The following is a 20,564-nucleotide window of genomic DNA, read 5'->3' on the forward strand; positions in this document are numbered from 1 at the left end:
CCGACACAAGCGTCGGGCGGGTTGGCCAGGCAGGCCGGTAACCTTTCTCAAATCCAGGCGTTCATTCGTAACGTCACTGCTCTTCATCCAAGCACGTAACCCCAGCTTAGCCGGTTGAATCCGTCGTGCCTTGGATTAGGGCGAATTTTCTAATTATTGACTCTATGAATAGCGTTCCATCAGGCCCTGTATAACAGGTCCGCACAGTACGGAAATGACTGTGAAGTCGCGTTCACTCGCTCTGTTTAGCGTGATTGACAATTGTCGGAAATTCCGTGAAGGTGGTGTACCCAAATCAAACGGGCGTATGAATTGAGCGTTTGTATTTTCAGAGCGTTCCTACAGAAACCCGACTATCGCGTTGACGGGTGTGCCTGGCGAATTGGCGTAGCATCGACGGTAAACGTCATGCCCGAACCAGCGGCCAGCGTCCAACGTGTACTGTTCAGCTTCCATATCGTGGAGATCAGTTGATGATTTACGAAGGTAAAGCCATCACGGTTAAGGCTCTTGAAAGTGGCATCGTCGAACTGAAGTTCGATCTCAAGGGTGAGTCCGTCAACAAGTTCAACCGTCTTACCCTGAACGAACTGCGTCAGGCCGTGGACACTATCAAGGCAGATGCTTCGATCAAGGGTGTGATCGTCAGCAGCGGCAAGGACGTGTTCATCGTCGGCGCCGACATCACTGAGTTCGTCGACAATTTCAAACTGCCCGATGCCGAACTGATCGCTGGCAACCTCGAAGCCAACCGTATTTTCAGCGATTTCGAAGACCTCAACGTACCGACCGTTGCAGCCATCAACGGCATCGCCCTGGGCGGTGGCCTGGAAATGTGTCTGGCAGCGGATTACCGCGTCATGTCCACTTCGGCCAAGATCGGCCTGCCGGAAGTCAAGCTGGGCATCTATCCGGGCTTCGGCGGCACCGTGCGCCTGCCACGCCTGATCGGTGTCGATAACGCCATCGAGTGGATTGCCGCCGGTAAGGAAAACCGCGCAGAAGACGCGCTGAAAGTCGGCGCCGTGGATGCCGTGGTCGAACCTGGCAAACTCCAGGCCGCGGCCCTTGAAACCGTCAAGCGCGCCATCAGCGGTGAGTTCGACTACAAGGCCAAGCGCCAGCCGAAGCTGGAAAAGCTCAAGCTCAACGCCATTGAGCAAATGATGGCCTTCGAAACCGCCAAGGGTTTCGTTGCCGGTCAAGCCGGCCCGAACTACCCGGCGCCGGTCGAAGCGATCAAGACCATCCAGAAAGCCGCGAACTTCGGTCGCGACAAGGCCCTGGAAGTCGAAGCCGCCGGCTTCGTCAAATTGGCCAAGACCTCGGCTGCACAAAGCCTGATCGGTCTGTTCCTCAATGATCAGGAACTGAAGAAAAAGGCCAAGGCCTACGACGAAATCGCCCGTGACGTGAAGCAGGCTGCCGTACTCGGCGCCGGCATCATGGGCGGCGGTATCGCCTACCAGTCGGCGTCCAAAGGCACGCCGATCCTGATGAAAGACATCAACGAACACGGGATCGAGCAAGGTTTGGCCGAAGCCGCCAAGTTGCTGGTCGGTCGCGTCGACAAGGGGCGTATGACCGCTGCGAAAATGGCAGAGGTGCTCAACGGCATTCGTCCGACCCTGTCCTACGGCGATTTCGGCCACGTCGACCTGGTGGTCGAAGCGGTCGTCGAGAATCCGAAGGTCAAGCAGGCGGTGTTGGCTGAAGTTGAAGGCCAGGTCAAAGAAGGCACCATCCTCGCCTCCAATACCTCGACCATTTCCATTTCGCTGCTGGCCCAGGCCCTCAAACATCCGGAAAACTTCGTTGGCATGCACTTCTTCAACCCGGTGCACATGATGCCGCTGGTCGAAGTGATTCGTGGCGAGAAGTCCAGCGAAGAGGCCATTGCCACCACCGTGGCTTACGCCAAGAAAATGGGCAAGAACCCGATCGTCGTCAACGATTGCCCGGGCTTCCTGGTCAATCGCGTGCTGTTCCCGTACTTCGGCGGTTTCGCCAAGTTGGTCAGCGCGGGCGTGGACTTCGTGCGTATCGACAAGATCATGGAAAAGTTCGGCTGGCCGATGGGTCCCGCGTACCTGATGGACGTGGTCGGTATCGACACCGGGCACCATGGCCGTGACGTAATGGCTGAAGGTTTCCCCGACCGCATGAAGGACGACCGTCGTTCGGCTGTCGATGTGCTTTACGAAGCCAAGCGCCTGGGCCAGAAGAATGGCAAGGGCTTCTATGCCTACGAGACCGACAAGCGCGGCAAGCAGAAGAAAGTGGCCGATCCATCGGTGCTGGAAGTGCTCAAGCCGATCGTCTACGAGCAGCGCGAAGTCACCGACGAGGACATCATCAACTGGATGATGATCCCGCTGTGCCTCGAAACCGTACGTTGCCTGGAAGATGGCATTGTCGAAACCGCCGCCGAAGCCGACATGGGGCTTGTCTACGGTATCGGTTTCCCTCCATTCCGTGGCGGTGCGCTGCGCTACATCGACTCGATCGGTGTGGCCGAGTTCGTTGCCCTGGCTGACCAGTACGCTGATCTGGGCGCGTTGTACCACCCCACCGCGAAGCTGCGTGAGATGGCCAAGAACGGCCAGAGCTTCTTCGGTTAAGCGCCCAACGACTAGAGCGAGAGAACATTTATGAGCTTGAATCCTAGAGACGTCGTGATTGTCGACTTCGGTCGTACCCCGATGGGCCGCTCCAAGGGCGGCATGCACCGCAACACCCGTGCCGAAGACATGTCGGCGCACCTGATCAGCAAACTGCTGGAACGCAACGTCAAGGTCGACCCGAACGAAGTCGAGGATGTGATCTGGGGTTGTGTGAACCAGACCCTGGAGCAGGGCTGGAACATCGCCCGCATGGCTTCGCTGATGACCCAGATCCCTCACACCTCGGCCGGCCAGACCGTCAGCCGCCTGTGCGGTTCGTCCATGAGCGCGCTGCACACCGCTGCCCAGGCGATCATGACCGGTAACGGTGACGTGTTCGTCGTCGGTGGCGTCGAGCACATGGGTCACGTAAGCATGATGCATGGCGTCGATCCGAACCCGCACATGTCGCTGTACGCGGCAAAAGCCTCGGGCATGATGGGCCTGACTGCGGAAATGCTCGGCAAGATGCACGGCATCACCCGCGAGCAGCAGGACGCCTTCGGCGTGCGTTCCCACCAGCTCGCCCACAAGGCGACCGTGGAAGGCAAGTTCAAGGACGAGATCATCCCGATGCAGGGCTATGACGAGAATGGCTTCCTGAAGCTGTTCGACTACGACGAGACCATTCGTCCGGAAACTACCCTGGAAAGCCTGGCGACCCTCAAGCCGGCCTTCAACCCGAAGGGCGGCACCGTGACCGCCGGTACTTCGTCGCAGATCACCGATGGTGCCTCGTGCATGATCGTGATGTCGGCCCAGCGCGCGCAGGATCTGGGCATCCAGCCGATGGCGGTGATCCGTTCCATGGCCGTGGCGGGTGTGGACCCGGCGATCATGGGCTATGGTCCGGTACCAGCCACTCAGAAAGCCCTGAAGCGTGCGGGCCTGAGCATCTCGGACATCGACTTCTTCGAGCTCAACGAAGCTTTCGCCGCACAGGCCCTGCCGGTGCTGAAAGATCTGAAAGTGCTCGACAAGATGAACGAGAAGGTTAACCTGCACGGCGGCGCGATCGCCCTGGGTCACCCGTTCGGTTGCTCCGGTGCGCGCATCTCCGGCACGCTGCTCAACGTCATGAAACAGAACGGCGGCACTTTTGGCGTGTCCACCATGTGCATTGGTCTCGGCCAAGGCATCGCCACTGTCTTCGAACGCGTCTAAGCGTTGCGTTGATGGAAGCCGGGGCCAAGCGCCCCGGTTTTTGTTTTTCCGGGTTCAGTAAAAAAATTTTGTTTTCATTTTGAAAAGATTTCAGTGAGGGCCAGAACATGCCGATACAACCTGGGCTCTACCAGCATTACAAGGGGCCGCAGTACCGCGTATTCAGCGTCGCGCGGCATTCCGAAACCGAGGAAGAAGTGGTCTTCTATCAAGCCCTGTATGGTGATTACGGCTTTTGGGTGCGTCCCTTGAGCATGTTTCAGGAGTCCGTCGAGGTTGACGGCGAACAGGTCCCACGCTTTGCTTTGGTGCAGGCCGAGACGAGCATTTTTTCCAGGTCTTGAAGTCGGCACGCGGGTGACCCTGCGCTTGACCTCACCTTGCAGCCACTATATATAGCGGTGCCGCGTCAGGCGCCAACCGCCTTTCACTTTTTAGAATTCAGGAATTTTCTGATCCATGGGCAAATCGCTGGTCATTGTGGAATCCCCGGCTAAGGCCAAGACCATCAACAAGTATCTGGGCAACCAATACGTGGTGAAGTCGAGTATCGGCCATATCCGAGACCTGCCCACCAGCGGTTCGGCTAGCGCCAGCAAGGAGCCGGCCGCCAAGCGCGGCAAGGCGGCTGCGGGCGAAGCCCCGGCGCTGTCGCCCAAGGAGAAGGCGCGCAAGCAGCTGGTCTCGCGCATGGGAGTGGATCCGGAACATGGTTGGAAAGCCAAGTACGAGATTCTCCCGGGCAAGGAAAAGGTCATTGAAGAACTGCGTCGGCTCGCCAAGGACGCCGACACCATCTATCTCGCGACGGACTTGGACCGCGAAGGGGAAGCCATTGCCTGGCACCTGCGCGAAGCCATCGGTGGCGATGACAGCCGCTACAAGCGTGTGGTGTTCAACGAGATCACCAAGAAAGCCATCCAGGAAGCCTTCTCCGAGCCGGGCGAGCTGGACATCCATCGCGTCAACGCCCAGCAGGCACGTCGTTTTCTGGACCGCGTGGTGGGCTACATGGTCTCGCCACTGCTGTGGGCCAAGATCGCCCGTGGCCTGTCGGCCGGGCGGGTGCAGTCGGTCGCGGTGAAACTGGTGGTGGAGCGCGAGCGGGAGATCCGTGCGTTCATCCCTGAAGAGTACTGGGAAGTCCACGCCGACCTCGGCACTGCCAAGGGCGCTACCGTGCGTTTCGAGGTCGCCCGCGAGAAAGGCGAGGCCTTCAAGCCGCTCAACGAAGCCCAGGCCATGGCCGCGCTGGAGAAGCTCAAGGCTTCCAGCTACAGCATCGTCAAGCGCGAAGACAAGCCGACCAGCAGCAAGCCGTCGGCACCGTTCATCACCTCCACGCTGCAACAGGCTGCCAGTAACCGCCTGGGCTTTGGTGTGAAGAAAACCATGATGATGGCCCAGCGTCTGTACGAAGCCGGCTACATCACTTATATGCGTACCGACTCGACCAACCTCTCGGCCGATGCCGTGGCGATGGCGCGCACTTATATTGAAAGCGAATTCGGCAAGAAGTACCTGCCGGACACACCCAATGTCTACAGCAGCAAGGAAGGCGCACAAGAGGCTCACGAAGCGATTCGTCCGTCAGACGCCAACACCGAACCGAGCAAGCTGTCGGGCATGGAGCGTGACGCCGAGCGCCTCTACGAGCTGATCTGGCGCCAGTTCCTGGCGTGCCAGATGTTGCCTGCGCAGTACCTGTCGACCACGGTCAGCGTCGGTGCCGGCGATTTCGAGTTGCGTGCCAAGGGCCGTATCCTGAAATTCGATGGTTACACCCGCGTCCTGCCACAAATCGCCAAGCCTGGGGATGACGATGTCCTGCCGGACATGGCCCAGGGCGATGTGATGAAGCTGATCAAGCTTGATCCGACGCAGCACTTCACCAAACCTCCGGCACGTTATTCCGAAGCCAGTCTGGTCAAGGAAATGGAAAAACGCGGTATCGGTCGTCCTTCGACCTACGCCGCGATCATCTCCACGATTCAGGATCGTGGTTATGTGGCCCTGCACAACCGTCGTTTCTACTCGGAAAAGATGGGTGACATCGTTACCGAGCGTCTGTCCGAAAGCTTCTCGAACCTGATGGACTACGGCTTCACCGCTGGCATGGAAGAGAACCTCGATGATGTGGCCCAGGGCGAGCGCGACTGGAAAAATGTCCTTGATGAGTTCTACGGCGACTTCAAGAAAAAACTTGAGGTGGCGGAAAGCCCTGACAGTGGCATGCGCGCCAACCAGCCGGTGATGACCGACATCCCGTGCCAGACTTGCGGACGACCGATGCAGATTCGTACCGCTTCTACTGGGGTTTTCCTGGGTTGCTCCGGCTACAGCCTGCCACCCAAGGAGCGCTGCAAGGCGACCGTCAATCTGGTGCCGGGCGACGAAATCGCTGCGGACGACGAGGGCGAATCGGAATCGCTGGTGTTGCGTGGCAAACATCGCTGCCCGATCTGCAGCACCGCTATGGACGCTTATCTGTTGGATGAAAAGCGCAAGCTGCATATCTGCGGTAACAACCCGGACTGCGCCGGCTACGAAATCGAAGAGGGCAGCTACCGCATCAAGGGCTACGAAGGGCCGAGCCTGGAGTGCGATAAATGTGGTAGCGAGATGCAGCTCAAGACTGGCCGTTTCGGCAAGTTCTTCGGTTGTACCAACCCGACCTGCAAGAACACCCGCAAGTTGCTCAAGAGCGGGGACGCGGCACCGCCGAAGATGGACCCGGTGAAAATGCCGGAGCTTAAATGCGAAAAGGTCGACGATACCTACATCCTGCGCGACGGCGCTTCCGGGCTGTTCCTGGCGGCCAGTCAATTCCCGAAAAACCGCGAGACCCGCGCGCCATTGGTGATGGAGATCGTGCCGCACAAGGATGAGATCGATCCGAAGTACCATTTCCTCTGCGAAGCGCCGCAGAAAGACCCGGAAGGCCGTCCAGCGGTGATTCGCTACAGCCGCAAGACCAAGGAGCAGTACGTGCAGACCGAAGTCGATGGCAAGCCGACTGGCTGGAAGGCCTTCTACGACGGCGGCAAATGGAAGGTTGAAGATAAGCGCTGATTGGTGGAGGCAGGGGGCTTCCCCTGTGCCGATCAGTCAAGCAAACAGCTGTGGGAGCGAGCCTGCTCGCGATAGCGGTGAATCAGGCAACATTGATGCTGATTGTTGCGCGCTATCGCGAGCAGGCTCGCTCCCACAGGGTATCGCTTGATCCTTGACTGTATTTGGCTTGCAGTGGTCTTGGTTGATCCACGACACTGTCGCCCTTGCGTGAAGCTTTCATGTCGTTGGGAGAATGCCGCGATGGCCCACGAACTCTATACCCGCACCAACCAGAAAATCTATTTCGCCGGCCTGTCGCTTGAAGCACTGACGAGGGCTGAAGATGGGCGCGCAATGAACTCCCCGGCGTTGCTCCAGGCGGGGCGCGAGGCCGTGCTGTTTCATCTCTACGGCGCGTTGTTGGGGCTATGCCATGAAATTGCTGGCTTTTATCGCCTGCCTCAAGCCAATGCGCCGCGGGCCGAGCTATTGTTGACGCGGGACGTGCTGCAAAGCATCGCCATCCCTGAATTGGCTGAAATGGTCGAATTGGCTCATAACCCGGAAACCTGGCTGGCAAAGCTCCTGGCTGCCCATGCGGCGCTGTACCAACCGCCCAGGGCACCGCACAAGCCCAAGGGCGACGTGACCCAGCCGCTGATCGTGGCGGTTAACCTGGATGAGCCAGAACCTGAAGAGGAACTGAGCCGGGAGGAGCTGGAGAGCTGGCGCCAGAGCCTCAAGAGCTTGGCAATACGCTTTCGCGAAGGGTTGAACGAGTGCTGAATTTTCCTTCGACTCGTTCTGTTTGTTGATAACGCTGGTCAAGATACCGAGCGAAGCCTGGCCGATGACTATATAATCCTCGCCTTTCGTGGAGAACAGACTTTTATGCCAACGTCCTTTCTAGAAATCGTCGAACTTCCTGATGGCCGCATCGAGCTGCGCAGGGCCGAAGACGAAGGTTCTCTGGTCACCTTGAACTTCTCTGAAGACGCCAAGGCGTTCCTTCAAGGCCAGCATGTCGAGGTTGCCAAGGCGATGCTGAGCGTAGGCGTTCAGATGGCTGGCCGCCTGGTTGAAGGCGAATTCAACAAGGAAGAGGGCCCGCGGGTTCTGCATTGATCCTGTCTGTAGGTTTCAGCGAGTCAAATCTTATCGGCTTCTCTGTCCTGGAGAAGCCCCGCGCGTGTCTTAGCCCAATCGAATATTCAAACTTTGTGCGTCTCCGGTGCGAGCGGCGCTGATCAGTTGCTGCCGTGCGCTGGCGGTCAAGGGGTTGAGCCAACTGACCACGGTATGGCTTCGACCCAGGCGTAGCGCCTCGCAGGTCAATTGTTGGGCGCTTTGAGTGCCTCGGGGTTGCAACAGCAGAATGCGTTCGCGGTTCAGACCGGCGTCTCGCAGCCAGGCTTGGGTTACGCTGGCCGGTGGCGCGATAAGCGTCAGCCAGCGGGCATCCTGATCCTGGCTCAGCTCGCGCAGAACCGGTGCCAGCAGGTTCAGGCAGTTCCCAGCCGCGCCACGTAACGACAGTTCACTGAAAGCCTCGGGCTCGACGCCCCAGGGCGACTCGATGACTTCCTTCAGAACTGGAACCAGCGGTTGGGCCATGAATGCCTCGAACAGCGGAAGTTGTGTGTGTTGCGGAGTGTGAGGGAACTGCATAAAGCCTCCTTTAGCGGCGAATGACGCCGACGCTCAAGCCTTCGATGACCAGTTCCTGATCTTTCAGGTTGACTTCGATGGGAGCGAATTCCGGGTTCTCGGCGATCAACCAGACTTTGCTGCCGTCGCGCTTGAAGCGTTTGACGGTCACTTCGTCACCGATGCGGGCCACTACGACCTGGCCGTTGCGAGCTTCACGGGTGGTGTGCACGGCCAGCAGGTCACCATCGAAAATGCCGATGTCCTTCATGCTCATGCCGTGTACACGAAGCAGGTAGTCAGCTCGTGGATGAAAGAACGAAGGGTTGATGTTGCAGGATTCCTCGACATGCTGCTGGGCCAGGATCGGGGCGCCGGCTGCAACCCGGCCGATGATCGGCAAGGTGGTCTCGTCGGCCTTGGCTTCGAAGCCGGGTATGCGAATGCCTCGTGAGGCGCCCGGGGTCATTTCGATAGCCCCCTTGCGGGCCAGCGCTTTTAGGTGCTCTTCAGCCGCGTTGGGCGACTTGAACCCCAGTTCCTGAGCGATTTCCGCACGGGTTGGCGGGTAGCCATTGTCTTCGAGGCAACGTTTGATGAAGGCCAGAATCTCTGCTTGGCGTGGCGTCAGCTTTAGCATATTGATCGCTCTGTCTTTTTATACAGTGACTGGGATTATATACAGTGGGCGCCGCTTGGCAATCCTCCTTTTTTGGTACGCCGCCGGACGGTCGAGCGCTCGCTTGGCTTGACATCGTCACAGCGGGCGAAAAGGTGTGGTTAAATAGCTGACCGGGCGTTCGCAAAACGTCCCGGCAGGCTTGACAACCCCAGGGCTGAAACGTATGTTTCAAACAAGTGTTTGTCAGGCGGAGTACCCATGGCCCAGTCGGAAACCGTTGAACGCATTCTCGATGCTGCCGAGCAGTTGTTCGCGGAGAAAGGTTTCGCTGAAACCTCGTTGCGTTTGATCACCAGCAAGGCCGGGGTGAACCTGGCGGCGGTGAACTATCACTTCGGTTCGAAAAAAGCGCTGATCCAGGCGGTTTTCTCGCGGTTCCTCGGGCCTTTCTGTATCAGCCTCGACCGCGAGCTGGAAAGGCGCCAGGCCAAGCCCGACGTCAAGCCGACCCTCGAAGAGTTGCTGGAAATCCTCGTCGAACAAGCCCTCGTCGTACAGCCACGCAGTGGCAATGACCTGTCCATTTTCATGCGTCTGCTGGGGCTCGCGTTCAGTCAGAGCCAGGGCCACCTGCGGCGTTACCTGGAGGACATGTACGGCAAGGTGTTCCGTCGCTACATGCAGCTGGTCAACGAAGCGGCCCCACGTATTCCCCCTATCGAATTGTTCTGGCGCGTGCATTTCATGCTCGGCGCTGCGGCCTTCAGCATGTCCGGCATCAAGGCGTTGCGAGCCATCGCTGAGACCGACTTCGGGGTAAACACTTCGATCGAGCAGGTGATGCGCCTGATGGTGCCATTCCTGGCTGCCGGCATGCGCGCCGAAAGCGGTGTTACCGATGAGGCCATGGCGGCCGCGCAACTGCGTCCACGCAGTAAATCCGCTCCGGTTCCCGCCAAGGTTTGAGCAGCCGAGTGGGCGTGGCGGCTAACATCCGCTAAGCTAGCCGCCCATGCCGACTTTCGTCTCGAACCCGTTTGATTATTCGCTACATGATCGCGACCTGCCAATCACTGCGCTGGGCGACAAGGGCATCTCTGTCTTGCCGCACGGGTTCTTCGTTATTAAGGAAATGATATGACTGCTGGCCTGCAAGGCTCGTTGATGGTGGACGTCGCCGGTACCTGGCTGACGGCCGAGGATCGCCACCTGTTGCGCCAGCCTGAAGTGGGCGGCCTGATCATTTTTGCCCGCAATATCGAGCATCCGCGCCAGGTTCGTGAGCTGAGTGCCTCGATCCGGGCCATCCGGCCAGATCTTTTATTAGCGGTCGATCAGGAAGGCGGCCGGGTCCAGCGACTGCGCCAAGGCTTTGTGCGACTGCCGGCAATGCGGGCGATCGCCGATAACCCGAACGCCGAATACCTGGCCGAGCAGTGTGGCTGGATCATGGCCACCGAGGTGCTGGCGGTCGGCCTGGACTTGAGTTTCGCGCCGGTGCTGGACCTGGATTATCAACGCAGTGCTGTCGTCGGCAGCCGGTCCTTTGAACGCGATCCTGAGCGCGCCGCACTGTTGGCCGGAGCGTTCATCCGAGGCATGAAGGCTGCCGGGATGGCAGCTACTGGCAAGCATTTCCCTGGGCATGGCTGGGCCGAGGCCGATTCCCATGTGGCCATTCCGAATGATGAGCGCAGTCTCGAGCAGATCCGGGCCAACGACCTGGTACCCTTTGCCCGCCTGAGCAAGCAACTGGCGGCGGTGATGCCGGCCCATGTCATTTACCCACAGGTCGACGCCCACCCAGCCGGATTTTCCCGGCGCTGGTTGCAGGATATCCTGCGAGGCGAGTTGCAGTTCGACGGCGTGATCTTCAGTGATGACCTGTCCATGGCCGGTGCCCATGTTGTGGGCGACGCGGCCAGTCGGATCGAGGCAGCCTTGACGGCCGGTTGCGACATGGGCCTGGTGTGCAACGACCGCGCCGCCGCAGAGTTGGCCTTGAGCGCTGCCCAGCGCTTGAAGGTCAAGCCTTCGGCGCGGATTGCACGGATGCGCGGTCAGGCATTTGCCAGCACTGAGTATCGTCAGGATCCGCGTTGGCTGGAGGCAATTGGGGCGCTGAAAGCAGCTCAACTGATCGATTAAGGACTTGGAGGTGGCTGTCTACATTCTCTACGGTGGCACTCCATGACGCATTCAATTGAAGAGCTTCTCGAGACTGACTGGATGGAGGAGTTTGGTCCCCGTGATCTTGAGCGCGGATTCGACTACGCCGAGAGAAATGACATCCGGATACTGCGGGTAGAAGAGCGAGCGATTCTCACTGAATGCCAGGGCAGTGGCGACAACACCTATCAGCAAGTCATCAAGCTCACTCGTTATCGGGGCTACGACAGTGTTCATTACGAATGCTCATGCCCGGTCGGCTCCAACTGCAAGCACTGTGCTGCCGTCATGTTCCATCTCCTGGGTAATCCGCAAGCACTGCAGACCGGTTCTGCCGGTGAGCGCCTGAGTACCGAACTTGAAGCCTGGATCTCGCATATTCCTGCTCCAGGTCCCGAGTCGGTAGCCGCCGGGACAACCGATGTCCGGCTCTTCTACAAACTCCAGAAAGTACATTCCTGAAAGTGGAAACTTGAACTGTTCAAGGGGCGTCAGCTCGACGACGGCTCCTTGAAGGACCTTAAAGCGTTCGGTCAACTGACTGAGATGTTGATTCGCTTTCCGGATTACATGTCCGATACCGACAAACAGATCGGTCAGTCGCTGGTCAGCAGTCAGCATCATCATAGCCAGAACAGTTTTCTCTTGCAGGGGCGTCATGGCGCCGAGGTGCTTGCACTTGCATTAAAGTCCTCTCGCTTGTTCCTTGAATTTCACCTGCCGCAGCCTCTGATCGCTGGCCCCCCAAAAAGCGACATCGCGCTGTGTTGATTTTCACTTACGACGGTCACGTTGCGGACGATGACGCAGCCACCGAGATATTGGTCTTGTCAGGGACAGAGACCCTGCGAATCCGAACTGGATGCAAAACCTGCGTGAGCTGGAGGTCGGCGGCATCCTGGGTGATGACATGGGCCTGGGCAAAACCTTGCAGACCCTGGCCCACCTGCTTTACGAGAAACAGGCTGGACGTCTGGATCTGCCGGCGCTGGCGGTCATGCCCACCAGTCTGATTCCCAACTGGCTCGACGAAGCTGCGCGTTTCACGCCACAGCTCAAGGTCATGGCGCTTCACGGTGCTGGCCGGCAAAAAGATTTCAGCAACCTGGCACAGTACGATCTGGTACTGACGACTTATGCCTTGTTGCCACGGGATCTGGAAGCGCTAAAGCCTCAGGCGTGGAGTGTGTTGATCCTTGATGAGGCGCAGAACATCAAGAATCCTGCCAGCAAGGCGGCCCAGGCTGCTCGTGAACTTAACGCCCGGCAGCGCCTGTGCCTGTCAGGTACCCCGCTGGAAAATCACCTGGGTGAACTTTGGTCGCTGTTTCATTTCCTGTTGCCCGGTTGGCTGGGTGACGGCAAGGCCTTCAACCGGGACTATCGGACACCGATCGAAAAGCACGGTAACCGTGAGCGCATGCATCACCTGACGGCGCGAATCAAACCTTTTCTGTTGCGGCGTAGGAAGGAGCAGGTCGCTACAGAATTGCCACCTAAGACTGAAATCGTGCATTGGGTCGATCTCAGCGAAGGGCAGCGGGATGTCTATGAGACCGTGCGCATCGCGATGGACAAGAAGGTGCGCGATGAGATTGCCCGCAGCGGCGTGGCTGGCAGCCAGATCATTATTCTCGATGCATTGCTCAAATTGCGCCAGGCCTGTTGCGACCTGCGATTGCTCAACACGACGCAGACAGACAAAGCGCTACGCTCGGGCAGCGCAAAACTGACTAGCTTGATGGAGATGCTCGAAGAACTCCTCAGTGAAGGGCGCAAGGTTTTGCTGTTTTCCCAGTTCACTTCGATGCTTGCCTTGATTGAGGATGAGTTGAAAAAGCGCAGCCTCGACTATTCCTTGCTGACCGGCTCTGCCACGGACCGTCGCACGCCGGTGAGGGATTTCCAAAGTGGCAAGGTGTCGCTGTTCTTGATCAGCCTGAAGGCGGGCGGTACGGGTCTCAACCTGACGGCCGCCGATACGGTGATCCATTTCGACCCGTGGTGGAACCCGGCAGTGGAAAATCAGGCCACCGACCGTGCGTACCGAATCGGGCAAAACAAGCCGGTGTTCGTCTATAAACTGATTGCCCGCGGTACGGTAGAGGAGAAGATACAGCTTCTCCAGGAGGACAAGGCTGCGTTGGCGGGCAGTGTGTTGGATGGCGGAACGACAGGCGGATGGAAGCTTGAGCAGAGTGACATCGAAGCGCTGTTTGCGCCGTTGCCCAGGGCCTGAGGCTCATTCGACTCTTCGATTGCCTGAGAGTACGCCATCGCGAGCAGGCTCGCTCCCACAGGGGAGCGGTGGGCACCGGTTCTTCGGCTGCCTCGAAGCAGTGTGGGAGCGAGCCTGCTCGCGATGATGGCGGTGCGGTCAATATTTCCATTCGCTGACCCACCGCTATCGCGAGCAAGCTCGGCTCCCACAAGGAGCGGCGGCATGGGTTAGCGCTTCTCCAGCTTCTCCGGCAGTGGCGCAAACAGTGCCTCTATGTCCTCGCTCTGCAACTTCCAGTCTCCGGCCACGCGTCCGTCCAGGACGCCCGCCGCAAGGTCGGACTTTTCCTTTTGCAGCAACTGAATCTTCTCTTCCACCGTACCGCGGGCAATCAGTTTGTAGACGAACACCGGTTTTTCCTGGCCGATGCGATAAGCGCGGTCGGTGGCCTGGTTTTCGGTCGCGGGGTTCCACCATGGGTCGTAATGGATCACCGTGTCGGCTTCTGTCAGGTTCAGTCCAACGCCACCGGCCTTCAGGCTGATCAGAAAGATCTGACGCTTGCCGCTCTGGAATTCTTTCACCGGCGTACGACGGTCGCGGGTCTGGCCGGTCAGGATGGCATAGTCGACGCCGCGTTTCTTCAGTTCACTCTCAATCAGGGCCAGCATCGAGGTGAACTGGGAAAACAGCAGTACCCGGCGACCTTCTTCAAACAGCTCATCAAGCATTTCCATCAGGCTGTCGAGTTTGCCCGAGGTGCTGCCTCGGGTGGGCAGGGTGGCGTCGTTGATCAGGCGTAGGTCGCAACACACCTGGCGCAGCTTGAGCAGCGCTTCGAGGATGATGATCTGGCTGCGGGCCACACCTTTGCGGGTGATCTCGTCGCGGACCTTCTTGTCCATCGCAAGCCGCATGGTTTCGTAGACATCCCGCTGGGCATCGCTGAGTTCGACCCAATGGATGATCTCGGTCTTGGGCGGCAGCTCCGTCGCGACCTGCTCCTTGGTCCTGCGTAGCAGGAAAGGTTTTATCCGACCGTTAAGGTGCTGCAATCTGACGTCGCTGCCACGCTTTTCGATCGGCACCCGGTAATCACGATTGAAACTCTTCACGTCCCCGAGCCAGCCCGGCAACAGGAAGTGGAACAGCGACCACAGCTCGCCCAAGTGATTTTCCAGCGGCGTACCGGACAGGCACAGGCGCTGCCGGGCGTCGAGCTCACGAGCGGCCTGGGCGGCTTTGCTGGTGGGGTTCTTGATGTACTGGGCCTCATCGAGAATCAACACATGCAACGGTTGCGCTTTCAGGCGCTCGACATCCTTGGGCAGCAGCGCATAGGTGGTGAGGATCAGGTCGTATTCGGCCAGGCGCGCGAAATGTTTCTTGCGCCCGGCGCCGTACAGTGCCAATACCTTGAGTTGCGGGGTGAAATGGCTCGCTTCGTCGAGCCAGTTGGGAATCAGGCTGGTGGGCATCACCACCATGCATGGCCGGTCGAGGCGCCCGGCGTTTTTTTCGCTAAGAATATGCGCCAGGGTCTGTAGGGTCTTGCCCAGGCCCATGTCGTCCGCGAGGATGCCGCCGACTTCCAGCTGACGCAGTGATTGCATCCAGCTCAGGCCTTCGAGTTGATAAGGCCGTAGCGTCGCGTTCAAGCCTTCGGGCGCGGTGCAGATGTAATCCTTGATATCCCGCAGGCGCTGGGCCAGGCCGCGAATGTGTTCGCCGCCTTCCCAACTCAATGGCATGTCTTGCAGCGGGTTCAGCCGTAAGGCGTCCGCGTTGTTGAGGCGCAGTTTGGTGGTGCCGGGTTCTTGCAGGTAAAACTCGCCGAGGGTCGCCAGCACCGGTTTCAGCCGGCCATAGGGCAGCGCAACTTGCTGCGGACCGAACTCGGAGTTTGGCCGATTGGGCAGGTTGACCAGGATGAGCTCGTCATCGCGGCGCCTGGCGAGGCGCTCCGGATTGAACAGTTCGATGTGCGAACGCATCAGATTCAGCAGGATCGGCAACAGGCTCAAGCGCTCGCCGTTGACGATGATCCCTAGCTCCAGGTCGAACCAGTCACGCTCCGGGGCTTCTTCCACCGTGGCGTACCAGTCGTCGACGGCGGTCAGGTCGAAGCCGAAATCCTCGTCGATCTGTAATTCCCAGCCCTGGTCGCGCAATTTCGGCAGATCGTTGAGGGTGAAGGTCAGCCAGGCGCTGTCGTTGACCATCTCGTACAGTTCGCCGGCGCTTTCGGGCAACGCCTTGCTCTGCCGGGTGGCAACCTTGAAGCCGAGGATTCGCAGCTGTTCGCGGTAGGACTGTTCCACATCGGTGTGGCGTTTTATCCGCAGTGTCTGGGTTTCCTGGCGAATCAGCACGTCGGTGTTGCGCTGACCGCTGACGTATTCGTCCAGGTAGCTGAAGGATAGGGCGGCGCGGTGCTGGATGTAGCGTTGCATCTTGCCGTTGCGTGGCTCGAAGGCGCTGAATTCGATGCTCGCCAGCCATAGGCGTGGCAGCGGTTGCACATTGTCCACCAGCACTTGCGGCGGGGCCTTGGGGCTGCGGTTGTCCAACACCGCCTGGAGCTTCTCCAGCAACTGCGCGTCTTTCTCGGCGGCCGGGTAGGCGAGGGTTTCCTGGACTTGCAGCAGCACCGCCGCGCAGTGCTTGCAGTTGATGCGCACCGGACAGGAGCAAGCAGCTTCAAGCAGGATCAATGTCCCTTTGGCTGACTCTTTGAGACGAATGGTCTGACGGTAGATGCTGCCGCCAGAGCCTTCGCAGCTGGCGGTAATGGTGCTGTCGCCGGCCTCGACGATCCGCACGCGACTTTCCAACGCATAACGGCGCCCGCGCTCCAGGCTCTGTTCCTTGAATCGATTGACCCAGGAAGGTGCCAGCGGTTTGCTCAGGGGCGAGGGCATAGGCGCGCCGATCAGTCCGGAATGACGTCAGGCGCCTGCCGTGGCGCGGGCGCAGTCAGGGAGGTGATCTTGATCAGCAGGCCGAGGTGGCCGTTGTCGAGGAAGTTCAGTTGCCCGTTCTTGGTATGGCTCTGTTGTTTGAGGCGCTCGCTGGCGGTGACCAGGCCGTTGGCGTCGATCTGGTTGATCCAGAAATCGGCGTCCACGTCGGTGAAGCGGCCCAGCTTCAGTTCAAGAGTGCCCTCGATGGGAAACTGACCGAATTGTTCGGCACCGTCGCTGACGGCGACCTTGCTCCCCTGTTCGCCCAGGTGCTGTTGCCAGGCCTTATGCATCAACACTGTGTATTGGCCGCTGGCGTTGAGTTTTTCGACGATGTTGCCCAGCGCCGGCGTGCGCTGGCTGTCCGCGCCCAGGCGTTGCGCCCCGGCGTCCCAGTCTTCCGGCGCGGCGCGGCTGATGATTGCCGGTTCGGCGTTCTGGCGCACCAGGATCATTTCAACCTGATACAGGTCGTCGGCAAACGCCAGGGGAGCGACCAGGGTCATCAACAAGGTCAGTGAGCGAAACAGGCGCATGTGGCGTCCTTCAAGCAGTGGTCGGGGTAAGGCGCTCGAACAGCGCTTCTACGGTGTTGAAACGCTCTTCCGGGCGCTCCATGGGCACCATGAATTTGAACATCGTGGCACCTTCGAATTTGTAGCGCTTGGGCTGGCCCTGGATCAGCTTGATCAGCACCAATGGATCGACCGGCGTCTGGGCCTCGAATTCGATACGACCGCCGTTGGGGCCGCCGTCGACTTTCTTGATGCCCAACTGTTCGGCCTTGAGCTTGAGCAGCGTGGTGCGCACCAGGTTCTTGGTCGGTTCCGGCAGCAGGCCGAAGCGGTCGATCATCTCCACTTGCAGATCCTTGAGGCCGTCCTCGTCGGTGGCTGAGGCGATGCGTTTGTAGAGGATCAGACGCGCGTGGACATCCGGCAGGTAGTCTTCCGGGATCAGCGCCGGCACCCGAAGGTTGATTTCCGGCCCGCCACCCAAGGGTTGGTCGAGGTTCGGCTGTTCGCCCTTGCGGATCGACTTGACGGCCCGTTCGAGCATTTCCATGTACAGGGTGAAGCCGACGGCCTGGATCTGCCCGCTCTGGCCGTCGCCCAGCAGTTCGCCGGCGCCGCGGATTTCCAGGTCGTTGGTGGCGAGCACGAAGCCGGCGCCCAGGTCCTGGGTGTTGGCGATGGCTTCCAGGCGCTTTTCCGCATCCGGCGTGATCTGCTGGCGCGGCGGCGTCAACAGGTAGGCGTAGGCCTGGTGGTGACTGCGTCCGACCCGGCCGCGCAACTGGTGCAACTGGGCCAGGCCGAACTTGTCGGCGCGCTCGATGATGATGGTGTTGGCGCTCGGCACGTCGATGCCGGTCTCGATGATGGTCGAGGCGATCAGCACGTTGAAGCGCTTGTGGTAGAAGTCGCTCATCACCTGTTCGAGTTCGCGTTCGCGCATCTGCCCGTGGCCGATACCGATCCGCGCTTCCGGCACCAGTTCGGCCAGGTCGGCGGCGCATTTCTCGATGGTCTTGACGTCGTTGTGCAGGTAATAGACCTGGCCGCCACGCAGCAGCTCACGCAGCAGGGCTTCCTTGACCGTGCTCTTGTTCTGCTCCATGACGAAGGTGCGCACCGACAGGCGACGGGCCGGCGGCGTGGCGATGATCGACAGGTCGCGCATGCCCGACACCGCCATGTTCAGCGTGCGCGGGATCGGCGTGGCGGTCAAGGTGAGGATGTCGACTTCGCTGCGCAGGGCCTTGAGCTGTTCTTTCTGGCGCACCCCGAAGCGATGTTCTTCGTCGATGATCACCAGCCCCAGGTTCTTGATCTTCACGTCGTCCTGCAGCAGCTTGTGGGTGCCGATGACGATGTCGATCTTGCCTTCGGCCAGGTCGGCGACGGCCGCGTTCACTTCCTTGGCGGACTTGAAGCGGCTCATCACCTCCACGGTTACCGGCCAGTCGGCGAAGCGGTCGCGGAAGCTGTTGTAATGCTGCTGGGCGAGCAGGGTGGTGGGCACCAGGATCGCCACCTGCTTGCCACCATGTACCGCAATAAACGCAGCGCGCATCGCCACTTCGGTCTTGCCGAAACCCACGTCGCCGCACACCAGTCGGTCCATCGGCTTGGCGGCGAGCATGTCGGCGCGCACGGCTTCGATGGTGGTCTGCTGGTCGACGGTTTCTTCGAACGGGAAGCCGGCACTGAAGGTTTCGTAGTCGGCTTTCGGATCGGCGAATGCATAACCCTCGCGGGCAGCGCGGCGGGCGTAGATATCCAGCAGCTCGGCGGCCACGTCGCGCACCTGTTCGGCGGCCTTGCGCTTGGCTTTCTGCCAGGTTTCCGAACCCAGGCGATGCAGCGGGGCGAGGGCGTCGTCGCTGCCGGTGTAGCGGGCGATCAGGTGCAGGTTCGCCACCGGCACGTAGAGCTTGGCGCCCTCGGCGTATTCCAGCGTCAGGAATTCGGCCGCCTGGTTGTCGATTTCCAGGGTCGCCAGGCCCAGGTAGCGTCCTACGCCGTGATCGATGTGCACCACCGGAGCGCCTTCGCGCAGCTCGGTGAGGTTCTTGATGACGGCATCGTTGGCCGCGTCGGCGCGTTTTTCGCGCCGCCGCCGTTGCATCACGCGTTGGCCGAACAGCGGGCTTTCAGCCACCAGCGCCAGCGCCGGGTCCTCCAGGACCAGGCCGTCGTTCAATGGGGCGATGGTGATCGCCAGGCGATCCTTGCTGGCGATGAAGTCCGGCCAACTGTCCACCGTCTTCGGTCGCAGCTTCAGGCGCTCCAGCAGCTCCAACAGCACCTCGCGGCGCCCGGCGGTTTCGGCCGTGAAAAGCACGCGGCCGGGGAACTCGTCGAGAAATCCGGCCAGTGCCGCCAGTGGTTGCGTGGCCTTGGCTTCGATCGCCAGATCAGGCAAGGGCTTGGCCGCAAAGCGCTCGCGGCCGACCCCGGTGTCCACATCCTGCTGACTGGCGACTACGCGTGGCCAACTCTTGAGGCGGGCGAAGCAGTCTTCCACTGGCAGAAACACCTCGGCCGGCGGCAATAGAGGACGGGACGGATCGACGCGGCGTTCTTCGTAGCGGTTGCGCACGTCGTTCCAGAAGTTCTCTGCCGCCTGCTCGATGCCCGGCAGGGAAAACACCTGGGTGTCCTGGGGCAGGTAATCGAACAGGGTTGAGGTTTCCTCAAAGAACAGCGGCAGATAATACTCGATACCGGCAGGGGTGATCCCGCTGCTCAGGTCCTGGAAAATCGGGCAACGGCGGAAATCCACATCGAAACGCTCGCGAAAACGCGCCTTGAAGCGGGTCACGGCGTCTTTCTGCAGGGGGAATTCCTTGGCCGGCAGCAGGCGCACCGACTGGACCTTGTCGATGGAGCGCTGATTTTCCGGATCGAAGGTGCGCAGGGTCTCGATTTCGTCATCGAACAGGTCGATGCGGTACGGCAGTTTGCTGCCCATCGGGAACAAATCGATCAATGCACCACGGACCGCGAACTCGCCGTGCTCGTAGACGGTGTCGACACAGCGGTAGCCACTGGCCTCCAGGCGGGTGCGCATTTGCTCGACGTCGAGTTTCTGGCCGATGTCCAGCACCAGGCTGCTGCCCAGCAGAAACTGCGTGGGCGCCAGGCGATGTAGGGCCGTGGTGATGGGCACTACCAAAACGCCATGACTGAGCTCCGGCAGCCGATAAAGACTGGCGATGCGCTGGGAAATGATGTCCTGGTGAGGCGAAAACAGATCGTAGGGCAGGGTTTCCCAGTCCGGGAAATGCAGCACCGGCAGATCCGGAGCGAAGAAACCCAGCTCCTGTTCCAGGCGCTCGGCGCCCTGGCTGTCGGCGGTCAGCAGCAGGGTGAAACGCTTTGCAGCGCTGGCGGCCTCGGCAATGGCCAGGCTCAGGGCGGCACCGGGCAGATTGCCCCAGTGCTGTTTACCTGCCGCAGCAGGGAGTAGCGGAAGACGCAGAACGGGCACGGAAGGTTGAGCTCCAGCGTTGCGACAAAGTCGGCAATTGTAGCGGGGGAAGGGGGCTGCTGTCA

The 20,564-nt window shown here is 59.9% G+C and carries 15 protein-coding genes and 1 pseudogene; 11 read left to right on the plus strand and 5 right to left on the minus strand.

Features of this window, described 5'->3' with window-relative positions; all coding sequences use genetic code 11:
* The first annotated feature begins 473 nt into the window (after positions 1 to 473).
* From fadB to ACLEJQ_RS12050, 6 genes are all read left to right on the plus strand, one after another.
* Positions 474 to 2,621: a fatty acid oxidation complex subunit alpha FadB gene (gene fadB / locus ACLEJQ_RS12025; RefSeq protein WP_440795195.1), complete on the plus strand. Its 2,148-nt coding sequence runs from the start codon at positions 474 to 476 to the stop codon at positions 2,619 to 2,621.
* 30 nt (positions 2,622 to 2,651) lie between these two features.
* Positions 2,652 to 3,827 carry an acetyl-CoA C-acyltransferase FadA gene (gene fadA / locus ACLEJQ_RS12030; RefSeq protein ID WP_440795197.1) on the plus strand — a complete coding sequence of 392 codons (1,176 nt, stop codon included), beginning with the start codon at positions 2,652 to 2,654 and terminating at the stop codon, positions 3,825 to 3,827.
* A gap of 107 nt (positions 3,828 to 3,934) precedes the next feature.
* The gene (locus ACLEJQ_RS12035) at positions 3,935 to 4,171 is read left to right on the plus strand and encodes a DUF1653 domain-containing protein (protein WP_440795199.1); all 237 of its coding nucleotides are present in this window, start codon (positions 3,935 to 3,937) and stop codon (positions 4,169 to 4,171) included.
* 115 nt (positions 4,172 to 4,286) lie between these two features.
* Entirely contained in the window at positions 4,287 to 6,899 is a 2,613-nt protein-coding gene (gene topA / locus ACLEJQ_RS12040; RefSeq protein WP_440795201.1) for a type I DNA topoisomerase, read from the plus strand.
* A 243-nt stretch (positions 6,900 to 7,142) separates the two neighbouring features.
* The gene (locus tag ACLEJQ_RS12045) at positions 7,143 to 7,667 is read left to right on the plus strand and encodes a DUF6586 family protein (RefSeq protein ID WP_440795203.1); all 525 of its coding nucleotides are present in this window, start codon (positions 7,143 to 7,145) and stop codon (positions 7,665 to 7,667) included.
* Between the two features lie 105 nt (positions 7,668 to 7,772).
* Positions 7,773 to 8,006: a hypothetical protein gene (locus ACLEJQ_RS12050; RefSeq protein ID WP_047227208.1), complete on the plus strand. Its 234-nt coding sequence runs from the start codon at positions 7,773 to 7,775 to the stop codon at positions 8,004 to 8,006.
* Positions 8,007 to 8,075: 69 nt separating this feature from the next.
* Here the strand turns inward: ACLEJQ_RS12050 and sulA are convergent, their stop codons facing one another.
* Positions 8,076 to 8,549 (minus strand): SOS-induced cell division inhibitor SulA, encoded by a 474-nt coding sequence (gene sulA / locus ACLEJQ_RS12055; protein WP_440795206.1) that lies wholly within the window; start codon positions 8,547 to 8,549, stop codon positions 8,076 to 8,078.
* Between the two features lie 10 nt (positions 8,550 to 8,559).
* Positions 8,560 to 9,168 carry a transcriptional repressor LexA gene (gene lexA, locus ACLEJQ_RS12060; protein ID WP_440795207.1) on the minus strand — a complete coding sequence of 203 codons (609 nt, stop codon included), beginning with the start codon at positions 9,166 to 9,168 and terminating at the stop codon, positions 8,560 to 8,562.
* 240 nt (positions 9,169 to 9,408) lie between these two features.
* Here lexA and psrA point away from each other — a divergent pair, with 240 nt between their 5' ends.
* From psrA to ACLEJQ_RS12085, 5 genes and pseudogenes are all read left to right on the plus strand, one after another.
* Entirely contained in the window at positions 9,409 to 10,116 is a 708-nt protein-coding gene (gene psrA / locus ACLEJQ_RS12065) for a transcriptional regulator PsrA (RefSeq protein ID WP_440795209.1), read from the plus strand.
* Between the two features lie 183 nt (positions 10,117 to 10,299).
* Positions 10,300 to 11,298 carry a beta-N-acetylhexosaminidase gene (gene nagZ / locus ACLEJQ_RS12070; RefSeq protein WP_440795528.1) on the plus strand — a complete coding sequence of 333 codons (999 nt, stop codon included), beginning with the start codon at positions 10,300 to 10,302 and terminating at the stop codon, positions 11,296 to 11,298.
* Positions 11,299 to 11,340: 42 nt separating this feature from the next.
* A complete protein-coding gene (locus tag ACLEJQ_RS12075) occupies positions 11,341 to 11,781 on the plus strand; it encodes an SWIM zinc finger family protein (protein WP_440795211.1) in 441 nt (146 codons plus the stop codon).
* 48 nt (positions 11,782 to 11,829) lie between these two features.
* Positions 11,830 to 12,090, plus strand: coding sequence for a hypothetical protein (locus ACLEJQ_RS12080; protein ID WP_440795213.1), 261 nt, complete (start codon positions 11,830 to 11,832; stop codon positions 12,088 to 12,090).
* Between the two features lie 85 nt (positions 12,091 to 12,175).
* Positions 12,176 to 13,558: pseudogene (locus tag ACLEJQ_RS12085) on the plus strand (DEAD/DEAH box helicase); the annotation flags it as partial.
* 209 nt (positions 13,559 to 13,767) lie between these two features.
* On the opposite strand, the gene ACLEJQ_RS12090 reads toward ACLEJQ_RS12085, so the two are convergent.
* From ACLEJQ_RS12090 to mfd, 3 genes are read right to left on the minus strand one after another with little or no spacing between them, the layout of a single operon-like run.
* Positions 13,768 to 16,461 (minus strand): SNF2-related protein, encoded by a 2,694-nt coding sequence (locus ACLEJQ_RS12090; protein WP_440795215.1) that lies wholly within the window; start codon positions 16,459 to 16,461, stop codon positions 13,768 to 13,770.
* Positions 16,462 to 16,472: 11 nt separating this feature from the next.
* On the minus strand, positions 16,473 to 17,039 hold the full coding sequence (locus tag ACLEJQ_RS12095) for a CsiV family protein (protein WP_440795217.1): 567 nt from the start codon (positions 17,037 to 17,039) through the stop codon (positions 16,473 to 16,475).
* A 10-nt stretch (positions 17,040 to 17,049) separates the two neighbouring features.
* Positions 17,050 to 20,499, minus strand: coding sequence for a transcription-repair coupling factor (gene mfd / locus ACLEJQ_RS12100; RefSeq protein WP_440795219.1), 3,450 nt, complete (start codon positions 20,497 to 20,499; stop codon positions 17,050 to 17,052).
* Positions 20,500 to 20,564: the final 65 nt, after the last annotated feature.

It is taken from the genome of Pseudomonas sp. SMV71, assembly GCF_052042015.1.
In the GTDB taxonomy this organism is placed as follows: Bacteria; Pseudomonadota; Gammaproteobacteria; order Pseudomonadales; family Pseudomonadaceae; genus Aquipseudomonas.